11 protein-coding genes are annotated in these 12,028 nt (G+C 61.4%); 4 read left to right on the top strand and 7 right to left on the bottom strand.

Annotation, left to right across the window (positions count from 1 at the left end):
- Positions 1–95: 95 nt before the first annotated feature.
- The 5 genes from AOA59_RS16450 to AOA59_RS16430 form a co-directional block, all read right to left on the bottom strand.
- On the bottom strand, positions 96–1,337 hold the full coding sequence (locus tag AOA59_RS16450; protein WP_099488331.1) for a heme biosynthesis protein HemY: 1,242 nt from the start codon (positions 1,335–1,337) through the stop codon (positions 96–98).
- A 5-nt stretch (positions 1,338–1,342) separates the two neighbouring features.
- Positions 1,343–2,458 (bottom strand): uroporphyrinogen-III C-methyltransferase, encoded by a 1,116-nt coding sequence (locus AOA59_RS16445; protein ID WP_065931873.1) that lies wholly within the window; start codon positions 2,456–2,458, stop codon positions 1,343–1,345.
- A 41-nt stretch (positions 2,459–2,499) separates the two neighbouring features.
- Complete coding sequence (locus AOA59_RS16440; protein ID WP_065931874.1) at positions 2,500–3,249, bottom strand: uroporphyrinogen-III synthase; 750 nt, start codon at positions 3,247–3,249, stop codon at positions 2,500–2,502.
- Positions 3,246–4,187, bottom strand: coding sequence for a hydroxymethylbilane synthase (hemC, locus tag AOA59_RS16435; RefSeq protein WP_099488329.1), 942 nt, complete (start codon positions 4,185–4,187; stop codon positions 3,246–3,248). The genes AOA59_RS16440 and hemC overlap by 4 nt, the downstream gene beginning before the upstream one ends.
- Positions 4,188–4,326: 139 nt before the next feature.
- Positions 4,327–5,073, bottom strand: a complete 747-nt coding sequence (locus AOA59_RS16430) for a LytTR family DNA-binding domain-containing protein (RefSeq protein ID WP_099488327.1) — start codon at positions 5,071–5,073, stop codon at positions 4,327–4,329.
- A gap of 503 nt (positions 5,074–5,576) precedes the next feature.
- Between AOA59_RS16430 and argH the strand changes: the two genes are divergently transcribed.
- Complete coding sequence (gene argH, locus AOA59_RS16425; protein WP_065931876.1) at positions 5,577–6,971, top strand: argininosuccinate lyase; 1,395 nt, start codon at positions 5,577–5,579, stop codon at positions 6,969–6,971.
- 107 nt (positions 6,972–7,078) lie between these two features.
- On the opposite strand, the gene AOA59_RS16420 is transcribed toward argH, so the two are convergent.
- Positions 7,079–7,738, bottom strand: coding sequence for a glutathione S-transferase family protein (locus AOA59_RS16420; protein WP_099488325.1), 660 nt, complete (start codon positions 7,736–7,738; stop codon positions 7,079–7,081).
- Between the two features lie 126 nt (positions 7,739–7,864).
- On the opposite strand from AOA59_RS16420, the gene AOA59_RS16415 reads away from it, so the two are divergent.
- The 3 genes from AOA59_RS16415 (at position 7,865) to AOA59_RS16405 (ending at position 11,512) form a co-directional block, all read left to right on the top strand.
- Positions 7,865–8,149 carry a hypothetical protein gene (locus AOA59_RS16415; RefSeq protein WP_056860799.1) on the top strand — a complete coding sequence of 95 codons (285 nt, stop codon included), beginning with the start codon at positions 7,865–7,867 and terminating at the stop codon, positions 8,147–8,149.
- 96 nt (positions 8,150–8,245) lie between these two features.
- Positions 8,246–8,500 (top strand): TIGR02647 family protein, encoded by a 255-nt coding sequence (locus AOA59_RS16410; RefSeq protein ID WP_099488323.1) that lies wholly within the window; start codon positions 8,246–8,248, stop codon positions 8,498–8,500.
- Between the two features lie 171 nt (positions 8,501–8,671).
- Positions 8,672–11,512 (top strand): class I adenylate cyclase, encoded by a 2,841-nt coding sequence (locus AOA59_RS16405; RefSeq protein WP_099488321.1) that lies wholly within the window; start codon positions 8,672–8,674, stop codon positions 11,510–11,512.
- Here the strand turns inward: AOA59_RS16405 and rnk are convergent.
- Complete coding sequence (gene rnk / locus AOA59_RS16400) at positions 11,509–11,919, bottom strand: nucleoside diphosphate kinase regulator (RefSeq protein ID WP_065931880.1); 411 nt, start codon at positions 11,917–11,919, stop codon at positions 11,509–11,511. The two genes, AOA59_RS16405 and rnk, sit on opposite strands and share 4 nt — an antisense overlap.
- Positions 11,920–12,028 lie beyond the last annotated feature (109 nt).

The following is a 12,028-nucleotide window of genomic DNA, read 5'->3' as shown; positions in this document are numbered from 1 at the left end:
GTAGGAATTTGCTACGTGACGCTTTAGCGCCCAGGGTTTACGCGATAAAGAAAGGTTGGCCCTCAGAAAGGTCCGGCCAACCTTAGCTTTCATTCCTACACTCGCGCAGGCACCGGCAACGGTGATGCCAGCAAGCGGCTGTCCAGAAGCCCCAGGCCTTCCTGGAACAACTGGTTGCTGCGCTCGGTGTCGCCCAACTGGGCCAGCAAGCGCGCCAGCTCAGCACAGGCTTCGGGATTACGCTGCACTTGCAGGCTACTTTCCAGGTAGTCGCGTGCTTTGCCCCACAGGCTGTTTTGCAGACACAGGCGACCCAGTGTCAGCAACAGGCTGGCATCCCCCGGATGGTCTTTGAGCCAGCCTTCAGCGAATTTGAGCTGTCGACCTGGGTCACTGCCACGCAACAAACCGTAAAGCCGGATCAGATGGCTGTCATAGCCGCGCTTGATGGCGCCACGCAGCACTTCTTCGGCCTTGGCGTCAGCACCCAGCCGACGCAGTTGTTCAGCGTAAGCCAACACCAGTTGCGGTTCTTGGCGCTGGGCGGAGGTCAGTTGCTCCCACGCTCGCTCCAAAGACTGCAACCCGGCTTCGCCCTGCTGTTCACGCTCGACCGCCAGCCCCAGGTTTTCGCCCCAGGCACGGCGCTCAAGTTCGGCCAGCTCAGCGGCGGGAAGCACTTTGTCCTTGCGCAGTTCGGGTAACAAGCGAATCACCGACGGCCAATCGCCCCGCTGCTGATGCAGACGCTGCAATTGGCGCAAAACCTGCGCGTTATGCGGATGACGCTCGTACATGGCCTGCAACGTCACCAGCGCACCTTCAGTGTCGCCACGGTCCATCTGCAGTTGCGCATGACTCAGGGCCACAGCCAGTTCCGCCTGTGGCTGGCGCTCCAGGGCACGCTCCAGCAAACCGTCGGACTCCACATAGCGGCCCTGTTCGTTGGCAGCCCGTGCGGCGCCAAGGTAGTACAGCAGCGGCTGGCGCTCGGCTTCAGCGGCGCGGTGCAGGTGCCGTTCGGCGCTGGCCCAGCGGCCTTCGGCGAGGTCCATCTGGCCTTGCTCGATAGCTATTTGCACACGGCGGCTGCGGTTACGCCGAGACCATGGGTTGACTACGCCACCCGAGGTGGTGAGCAAGCTGAGCAGCACACGCAGCAGGTAGATCACCAGAACGACGGCGAACAGCGCCACCAACGTGGCCCACAGGCTTGACTCGTAATGCAGCAGATGGGGGTAGGTAATCAGCACGTAGCCGGTGTGTTTCGAAATACCCACGCCCAGTGCCAGGGCGATCGCAATCGCCAGCACCAGGATCACATAGAAACGCTTCATCGGCTCTACTCCTGGGTCGCCGGCGTGCCCGCCGACGCTTTGGCTTCATCGGCAGACAGATGACGGCGCTCAAGGTAGGCCTGCACTGCGGCCAGGCTGGTGGCCAGGTCCGGCGTCACCACCGAGACAGCCTTGGGCTCGAGCTCGGCAATGCGCGCCAGCATCGCCTTGCTCTGCGGATTGTCCTGGTTGAAGTTGTCCTGCAGCACGCTGCGCGCCTCACCCAGCGAGCGGCTGTACACCGCCGATTCGCCGTTAAGCGCGGCCCACTGCGCCTGCTCCAGCGCCAGGCTCAACGCCAGGCGCACCTGATTCAGGCCTTGGCCGGCGAGCAATGGACGAATGTTGTCATCAGGGTTGAAGTCGATACGGAAGTAGCGAGAGATCTGCTCCCACCACTGTTTCAGGCGATTTTCCGTATCTGTGGTCGAGCGCCCTTCGGCTGCAGGTTCGGTGAGCTGATACTCCGGTGCGATAGCCGCAAGCGCCACGACCTGATCACGCAGTGCGGCCAGTTGCAGGTACAGGCCGGTGCGGTCGGGTTGCTCGGTACTGCGCAGCGCGGCAAGGCTCTTGGCCAACTGCTCACGGGCGGCGTAGGCGCCTGGGTCACTTTGTTCACGCAGAATTTCGTCGGCACCCTGAACCAGTGACTGGGCGCTGTTGATGTCCTGCAAGGCAGAGAGACGCAAGCTGGCCAGGCGGATCAGGTGTTCAGCCTCGGCCAGGCGCCAGTCTTTGCGGCTGGCGCCCAGCACGGTTTCCAAGCGTTGGCTCAGGCGCTGCTGGTCACCCTGCAATTGGGCGACCAGCCGGCGGCGCTCCTCAAGCTCGTCCGCCCCAGGCAACTGCGCCAGGCGCGCCGCCAGTTGTTGCTGACTTTGCTTGAGGGATTGGGATTGATCATCAAGGGTCTGCACCTGGCCCAGCTGTTGCTGGCTGCTGGCTTGCAGGGCACGGACCTGCCAGATCCCCCAACCGCCGGCGGCAACGCCTGCAGCACCGAGCAACAGGGCCACAACCGCCAGGCCATTGCCACGGCGTGGCGCGGCGACCTGTGACTCAACCGGCGCATCAAGTGCGGGTTGGGTTTCATCTTTAGGCAAGGCTGTTTCGCTCACGTATCCGTCCTTTGCGTATCAGAGAGTGGGCGCCGCATGCCTTAAGAGGCAGCGCTGCGCAACGCCACTAACAAAGCCGCGGCACTCGCGCCGCGACAATCCACAACTTTTTCTGCACCAGCGGCCCGCGCCATGTCAGACACGCGAGGGCTGGGCACGAACAACGGCAGCTGCGCCACCTTCGGCCAATCGGGGCCGGCCAGGGCTTGCAGGTGTAAAAAACCCTGCCCACTGCTGACCACCAGGCCGTTCAAGCGTTCCAACTGGATGCGTTGCATCAGCACCCCGGCAGCGTAGGCCGGGAGGAAACGCCGATACAACTCCAGATAATCGACACTAGCACCTTGCTCACGCAAACGCTCAGCCAGCAACTCCCGGCCGCCCTCGCCACGCAGGATCAACACCCGCGCACCGGGGCGTGCGACAGCCTCGCGCAAGGCCGGCAATTGAAGCAAGGCTTCGCTGTCGTCGCCGGTTTGCGGATAGTGAACGGTGAGACCGTGATCGGCCAGTACCTGCGCGGTGGCAGCGCCCACGCTGAACCACGGCAACGATGGCCAGGGCTGCTGCAACTGCTGCACAGCCAGGCGTGCCGCCGGCTTGCTCACCACAATCACCGCGCTATAGCGGCCCAGCTCAGCAAAAACTGCCTGTTGCTCGGGCGTGACGGGCAAGGCTTCGGTATCCAGCAACGGCAAGCTGCTGCTGAAAATACCGGCTTCGGCCAACAACGCAGCCACGGCCGCCGACTCTTCGGCGGGCCGCGTCAGCAGCACGCGCCAATCGGTCACTGTGGGCCGGCCTCGCCATAGACTTTTTCCAGAATGGCGCCGGCGCCCTTGCCCAGTAGCTGCTCTGCGACCTGGATGCCCAAGGCCGTCGCGTCACGCTGTGGCCCACGCACCTCGGCGGTGAGCAGCGTGCCGCCGTCCGGATCACCGACCAAGCCACGCAGCCAGAGGTTTTCACCTTCAAGCACCGCGTAGCAGGCAATCGGCACCTGGCAGCCCCCGTTGAGGTGCTTGTTGAGGGCACGTTCAGCAGTGACACGCACTTCGGTGTCGTGGTGGTCGAGGGGTTTGAGCAAAGCATGTATTTCGCTGTCGGCGGTGCGGCATTCAATGCCGACTGCGCCCTGCCCGCCGGCGGGCAAGCTGTCTTCGACGCTGATGGCCGACGTAATACGGTCTTCAAAACCCAGGCGGATCAGGCCGGCAGCCGCAAGGATGATCGCGTCATATTCGCCGGCATCCAGCTTGGCCAGGCGGGTGTTGACGTTGCCGCGCAAAAAACGAATCTGCAGGTCCGGGCGACGGGCCAGCAATTGCGCCTGACGACGCAGGCTGGAGGTGCCGACGATGCTGCCCAACGGCAGGTCATCCAGGGATGCGTAGGTGTTGGAAACAAACGCATCACGCGGGTCTTCGCGCTCGCAGATGCAAAAAAGGCCCAGGCCTTCGGGGAAGTCCATGGGCACGTCTTTCATCGAATGCACGGCGATGTCGGCTTGGTTTTCCAGCAGCGCGGTTTCCAGCTCCTTGACGAACAAGCCCTTGCCGCCGATCTTCGACAGCGGCGAGTCGAGCAGCTTGTCGCCGCGACTGACCATGGGCACCAGGGACACTTTGAGGCCTGGGTGGGCCTGTTCAAGGCGCGCTTTGACGTATTCGGCCTGCCACAAGGCCAGGGCGCTTTTACGGGTGGCGATGCGGATTTCGCGAGAGGACATGGATCAATCCGTACTGAATAGATACGGCAGATAATAACAGCTCAGGCAAACACGCTTTGATTTGAATCAGCAAGTGCGGGGCCTCCCTGGCCACATCGCACCGGGATAAAGGAATGCAGGCCTCGCTACAGCCCTTGGGCTAAAGCTGCTGCATCATCTTGCGCACGCCGGCGACATGGCGTCGGCTGACGATCAAGGCATCGCCGTTAAGCCCTTTGAGGAACAGCTGGAAGTGCCCCAAAGGCGTGCGCTGCAGGCGCTCTATTCGCTCGCGGGCCACCAGTGCGTTGCGGTGGATGCGTACGAAGCGGTCGCCAAATTCATCTTCAAGGGCCTTGAGCGGCTCGTCGAGCAGGACTTCGCCGGCCTCGTGTCGCAGGGTCACGTACTTGTGATCGGCAATAAAGTAGACCACCTGGCCCAACGGGATCAGTTCGATGCCCTTGCGGGTCCGTGCGCTGATATGGCTGCGCGGCCCGTTGCCACTTTGGGCAGCCGGCTGGGTCAGCGCAGCGAGTTGCACGCGGTTCGGGCGCTCGGCCTTTTTGAGCGCTTTGAGCAATGCTTCACCCGTCACCGGCTTGACGATAAAGCTGACACCGCTGGCTTCCAGGGCCTCGGTGGAAAACTCTTCTTGTGCGGCGCACAACACCACGGCAGGTGGCGACTCTCGCTCACTCAAACGGGCGGCGACTTGCAGGCCATCAAGGCCCGGCAAGCGGATATCGAGCAACACCACGTCCGGCTTGAGGCTGTCGATCAGCGTCAACGCCTCTTCGCCATTGGTGGCGCTCGGTTCAAGGACTGTATAACCCTCGAGTTCACTGACCAAACGGCTCAGTCGCTCGCGGGCTTGGGGTTCGTCATCAACGATCAGGACATTCATATTGCGCTGGATTCCTGCGTGAGTCTCGCACAAGGATAGCGTAGACAGGTGCGGTGACTTGCGTCACAGCGATCCACGCTAAGACTAGCGCGAGCGGCAAAAAGTGCCCCGGCAGCGGCACCCAAATTTACCCGGACCTGTTCAATTGCGCCCAAGACCTGCTGCCTTTGGGCATCGTCGTAGGGTTTGCTGATACACAATCCGAATACCCCCCTTTTTTAATGGATAGTCTGGGCTATGACCGCATCACCCGACTTTGGTGCATTCATGCTCTATCAGTGCAACTGTAGACGCTCGCTGAGACGATATTGCTCAATCGTCAAATATCGTTTCAATTAACGCCTGCCTCCAGTCTCGTCCCGGATGCGTTCGACGGCAAGGCACTTAGCCATCCTTGGCGCAAATAAAAATGCCGATCACCCGCAGCATCGCCTCCACGGGCAACCCTGTTATTATCGGCGGCACACCTCCACGCCTCTTTTAAGCAGATCACGAGCGAATCCATGAGCACCGACAAGACCAACCAGTCCTGGGGCGGCCGCTTCAGTGAACCCGTCGACGCCTTCGTCGCGCGCTTCACCGCCTCCGTCACCTTCGACCAGCGCCTGTACCGCCACGACATCATGGGCTCGATCGCCCACGCCACGATGCTGGCCAAGGTCGGCGTGCTGACCGACGCCGAGCGCGACAGCATCATCGACGGCCTGACCACCATCCGCGGTGAGATCGAAGCCGGCACGTTCGACTGGCGCGTCGACCTGGAAGACGTGCACATGAATATCGAAGCGCGCCTCACCGATCGCATCGGTGTGACCGGCAAGAAGTTGCACACCGGTCGCAGCCGTAACGACCAGGTGGCCACCGATATCCGCCTGTGGCTGCGTGACGAGATCGACCTGATCCTGGCCGAAATCACCCGCCTGCAAAAAGGCCTGCTGGAGCAGGCCGAGCGAGAGTCCGGCACCATCATGCCCGGCTTCACCCACTTGCAAACCGCGCAGCCCGTGACCTTCGGCCATCATTTGCTGGCCTGGTTCGAAATGCTCAGCCGCGACTACGAGCGCCTGGTGGACTGCCGCAAGCGCGCCAACCGCATGCCGTTAGGCAGCGCCGCGCTGGCCGGCACCACTTACCCGATCGACCGCGAATACACCGCGCAGCTGCTGGGTTTCGACGCCGTGGGCGGCAACTCTTTGGACGGCGTGTCGGATCGCGACTTCGCCATCGAATTCTGCGCCGCCGCCAGCATTGCGATGATGCACCTGTCGCGTTTCTCCGAAGAGTTGGTGCTGTGGACCAGCGCGCAATTCCAGTTCATTGACCTGCCGGATCGCTTCTGCACCGGCAGTTCGATCATGCCGCAGAAGAAAAACCCCGATGTACCGGAGCTGGTGCGTGGCAAGAGCGGCCGCGTGTTCGGCGCGCTGATGGGCCTGCTGACCTTGATGAAAGGCCAGCCTCTGGCCTACAACAAGGACAACCAAGAAGACAAAGAGCCGCTATTCGATGCCGCCGACACCCTGCGCGACTCGTTGCGTGCGTTTGCCGACATGATCCCGGCGATCAAGCCCAAGCACGCGATCATGCGTGAAGCGGCGCTGCGCGGTTTCTCCACCGCCACCGACCTGGCGGACTACCTGGTGCGTCGTGGTCTGCCATTTCGTGACTGCCATGAAATCGTCGGCCATGCTGTTAAATACGGCGTGGACACCGGCAAGGACCTGGCGGAAATGAGCCTGGAAGAACTGCGTCAGTTCAGCGACCAGATCGAACAGGACGTGTTCGCCGTGCTGACCCTGGAAGGCTCGGTGAATGCCCGTAACCACGTGGGCGGCACTGCGCCGGCGCAGGTCAAGGCAGCCGTTGTGCGCGGCCAGGAACTGCTCGCCAGCCGCTAAAAGCTAAAAGCATCGCAGGCAAGCCAGCTCCCACACTTGAATGGGTTCACAATTCAAAAGGTGGGAGCTGGCTTGCTCGCGATGACGTCATCCCAGCCGCCAAATATTTACTTCTTGGCCGCAATCATCGCCATAAACGACGGCATCGCCGCCTCCCTGTCCGCCGCCACCCTCTTGGCGTTGGGCATCTCATGCAGGCGCTCGAGCAACGCCTTGGCCTTCGGCAAATCCGCCAGCAAATCCACACCAAACAGCTTCTCGCCCACCGCGCAGGCGAGGTTCACGCTGTACATGAAATACAGATCGGCAATCGTGAAACGCTCACCCGCCACATAGGGCGCGAACTTGCCGTGCCGGCCCAAAGAAGCAACCCCCAGCAGCAACTCAGTCTTGGTTTTTTCCTTGATCGCGTCCGGCACCGGCATACCAAAGAACGCCTCGGCAAAACACGCGCGGGCGGGCAACTCGATGTACAGCTCGATCTCCCGGCACAACGCCAGCACCTCGGCGCGCTGATACGGGTCGGCGGGCAGCAATGACGGGCCTTCCTGCGTTTGCTCGATGTACTCGAGGATCACGCTGGTTTCGTTGATAAAGCCTTGTTTGACCCCCAGCACCGGCACCTTGCCGCGCGGGCTGACGGCCAGGGCTTCAGGGGTTTGGCCTGCGTAAAACGGCACTTCTTCGAATGGCAGGCCTTTCTCCAGTAACGCCAGTTTGACCATGTTGTAGTAGTTGCTGACCGAAAATCCGTAAAGCTTGAGCATTGCGAATGCCTCCAGGCCGGGTGTGGGGTTGGCTGCAAGCGTTATAGATCCCTGCAGCCCGCTTGACCAGCAGCATCAGTTGCCTGAATGGCGGTAGACTGGCGCCCTTTCCTTGAGGAGCCTGCCATGAGCGAGCCAACCGATATCGACAACGACGAAGAAGAATTCGCCGAAACCACCCTGATCGAAGCCATCGAGAACCAGATCGAAAGCGAAACCCCGCCAGCGGCCAAGGCCACCTTCAACAAGCTGACCCTGGTGGGCTACGAACGTGAAGAGATCCTGCAACTGATGGCCCACGTGCTTGCAGTGGAGATCGACGCCCTGCTGGAAGAGGACCGAGCCTTCAATACCGAATGGTATGAAACTGCACTGCGTGCTCTGCCGGAATTGCCGCCCGAAAAGCAATAAATCCAACAAGCGGCAACACACTGGACAGTTCGACAAAGTGCGTTCACCTTATGGCCTGCTAGCCTCTAAAAAATTCTTAGAAAGTCTGGAGTCCTTATGTCGTATACCCCTGAGTTGGTTGCCGAACTGGAAATCCTTGCACTCTTCAATCTGGACAGCACCAAGGAAGGTCTGAAAGTCCACCAGACCGCCGCGTCTACTGCCATCGCCGCTGCCAAACGCCTTCATGCCAAAGGCCTTATCGACCAGCCGGACGGGGGCTACCTGACCAGCCTTGGCCGGGACGCCGCAGAACAAGCGCAAACCCTGCTGACCATCTTGACTACCGCTACCTCCAAAGAAGCTGCCTGACACCTTACTTTCGCCCATGGAGTCCGTCTGCTGCGGACTCTGAGGGCGTTGCTGTGGGCGGCACAAAATTCTGACGTCAAAAAGCCACATATCATCTAAACCTCCTACGCTTCTGGCTGTAAACTCCTACACGGCCGCCCACGTCGGGCTCTGCGAGCCAACGACTCAGACATGACCCGCACCCATGAAATCCGCCCCGACCTGGACGAAGGCATCGACCGCAAGGTGCTGACCCAGCTGCGCGCGCGCTTTATGGCCCTCAATGCAGGCCGCATGGCCCGGGCCGTCGAAGGGCTGACGCCACGCCAACAGAGCGTGCTGACCGTGCTGCCGTTGTTTTTTCACGTCAACCACCCGCTGTTGCCCGGCTATGTCTCGGGCAGCACGCCAGCGGGCCTGTCAAACTTCGAACCCGACGCCCAGGCCCTCACCGAAGCCCAGCGCCTGACCCGCTCGTTCTCCTACAAGCCGCGCCATGGCAACCCGCCGCAGCCGATCCATGGTCTGTTCCTGATGGGCAGCCTCGGCACCTTGGCCCAGGCGGACCAGAGCGACATGGACGTGTGGGTCTGCCACGCTGCGGACCTTGGCGAGAGCGAACTCGCCGAGCTGCGCAAAAAGTGCCAGTTGCTGGAAGCCTGGGCGCTGACCATGGGCGCCGAGGCGCATTTCTTCCTGATCGAGCCGACGCGCTTTGTTTCGGGCGAGCGCGACACCCAACTGAGCTCCGACGACTGCGGTACGACTCAGCATTACCTGTTGCTGGATGAGTTCTACCGCACCGCCATCTGGCTCGCCGGGCGCACGCCAATCTGGTGGCTGGTACCGGTCTATGAAGAAACCCGCTACGCCGAATTCACCCACGCGCTGATCTCCAAACGTTTTATCCGCGCCGATGAAACCCTGGACCTCGGCCACCTGGCGCACATCCCGCCGGGCGAATTTATCGGCGCGGGGTTGTGGCAACTGTTCAAGGGCATCGAGTCGCCTTACAAATCGGTGCTCAAGCTGCTGCTGACCGAGGTGTACGCCAGCGAGCACCCCAACGTGCACTGCTTGAGCCTGCGCTTCAAACGTGCGGTGTTTGCCAATCAGATGGACCTGGATGAGCTGGACCCCTATATCGTGGTCTACCGCCGTATCGAGGAATACCTCAAGGCGCGCAATGAACCCGAACGCCTGGAGCTGGTGCGCCGTGCGCTGTACTTGAAGGTCAATCGCAAGCTCAGCGCCGGCCAGCGCAGCACCAGCTGGCAGCGGCTATTGTTGGAGCGCCTTGCCCATGAATGGGGTTGGGACCAGCGCCAGCTGGCCTTGCTCGACAGCCGCAGCCAGTGGAAAGTGCGCCAGGTCGCCTCGGAGCGCCGCGCACTGGTCAGCGAACTCAATTACAGCTACCGCTTTCTCACCCAATTCGCCCGCACCGAGCAGACCGTCAGCCTGATCAACAAGCGCGACCTCAATGTGCTGGGTCGGCGCCTGTATGCCGCGTTTGAGCGCAAGGCCGGCAAGGTCGAGTTCATCAACCCCGGCATCGCCCCGGACTTGGCCGAAGACACCCTGACCCTGGTGCAATCGCCCAACCGCAAAGAACCCGGTCAGCACCACTGGGGCTTGTACAACGGCAACCTCACGGCGCTGGAATGGGAGCACTTCGCGCCGATCAAGCGCAGCCGCGATCTGCTGGAAATGCTCACCTGGTGCCATCGCAACGGTGTGATCGACAGCAGCACACGCCTGGCCTTGCACCCAGGCGTCAGCGACATGACCGAATTCGAGCTGTTCAACCTGCTGGGCTGCCTGCAACAGACGATCGCCCTGCCCCTGGCCAGCGTCGATGAAGACCGCCTGCTGCGCTCGGCGGTACCGGAAGAGGTGCTGTTGCTGATCAACGTCGGCGTCGACCCGCTCAAGCATCACCGCGACTTGAATATCCTGATGACCACCGAGCGCACTGATTCCCTGAGCTACGCCGGTGTGCGCGACAACCTGGTGCTGACGCTGGATCAGGTCACGCTCAACAGTTGGAACGAGGTATTGGTCAGCCGCTACGACGGCCCTCACGCACTGCTCGACTGCCTGCGCGACTACCTCAATCAGCTGCCGCCGAACCACCTGCCACGCCTGCGGGTGCACTGCTTCTGCCACAACCGTGCGCAGTTCATTGCTCAGCGCGTGGAAGAAATCTTCGATACCGTGCAGAACCTGCTGCTTGGCCAGTCCAATCATCGCTACCTGCTGCAGGTGCAGCAGCACTATCACGTGATGGAACTGACGCCGGGCCAGGCCACTCACGTGCCCCTACCCAACCAGGATGCGCTGATCGCCTACCTCAGCGAAGAGTTGGCCAGCTACAGCCCGTTGCACCTGGACGCCATGGCCCTGGAAGACCACGAATTGGCCCTGCTGCTGCCCATGGGCCTGGCTGATTGTGTGCAGGTGTTCTACCGGGTCAATGAAGGCTTCGCCCAGCTGTATGTGCTGGATGAGTTCAACGCGCTGTGGCAGCAACGCTTGCCGTTTCATGATGAGCAAAGCCTGCTGGCGCCACTGCAGCGCTTCCTGCAATCGATCATCTATCGCCGCGAAGCGCTGGCGCCGCTGGACGCACAACAGCCGCTGGGTGAAGTGCAGATTTTGTATTACCAACTGTTGCCGTCTGGCAATCAACGCGCGCGCGGCATTGAGCCTCGACCGGCGCCGCAGAACCCGGCCAACAAGCCGTTTTATGACGTGCAAGCGATTATCGGCAAAGCCGCACCCGGCCAGGTCGGCATCACGCTGTACTGCAATCAACGGGAGTTTTCCGAGTTGGAGTTCGGCGACCAACTGTTTGCCATAGTGGCCCAGGAAATCGTCGGGCAGCGCCGGGAGACCGAGCGTTACCGCTGCTACATCACCGACCTGGACCTGTCCGGCCTGCTCGGTGATGTGCAAAGCCCGAGCAACTTGTATCTGCGTTACAAGGCCGAGCTGGAATTGTCGCTGAATGCAGCGCTGAGCCAGATTTAGAGAGGGAAGGCGCCGCCATCCTTGGGCTGGCCTTCAACGCTGAGCAGTTCAAGCTTCAGCGTCTTGCCGCCCGGCGCCGGCCAGTCGATGTGCTGGCCCACTTGCAGGCCAAGCAAGGCGCTGCCTACCGGTGCCAGGATCGAAATTTTACCTTCGTCGGCGTTGGCATCCTTGGGATAAACCAGGGTCAGGTGGTAGTCCTTGCCGCTGCCTTGCTCACGGCAATGTACGCTGGAGTTCATGGTCACGACACTTGCAGGCACTTCATCGTGGCCAACCACTTCTTCGGCACGGTCGAGCTCGGCTTGCAGCGCGACAACACCCGGTTGAGTCTCGTCCATGCGGTCGATCAGTTGCTCAAGACGCTGCACGTCAAGACGGGTAAGAATGATGGAAGGTGCGGTCATGATTCAGGCAGACTCCTTTTTTCTGCACAAAAAAGCAAAACCCCGCCAGGAAAAGGCGGGGTTCTCACGGGCCTCGATGAGTTGAGGCGTACCCGGACACTACCACAGC

The sequence above is a fragment of the Pseudomonas sp. 2822-15 genome, from assembly GCF_002742515.1.
Lineage (GTDB): Bacteria > Pseudomonadota > Gammaproteobacteria > Pseudomonadales > Pseudomonadaceae > Aquipseudomonas > Aquipseudomonas salomonii.
The sequence above is the reverse complement of the archived record's forward strand: the minus strand, read 5'-3'. Positions and strand labels throughout refer to the sequence as shown.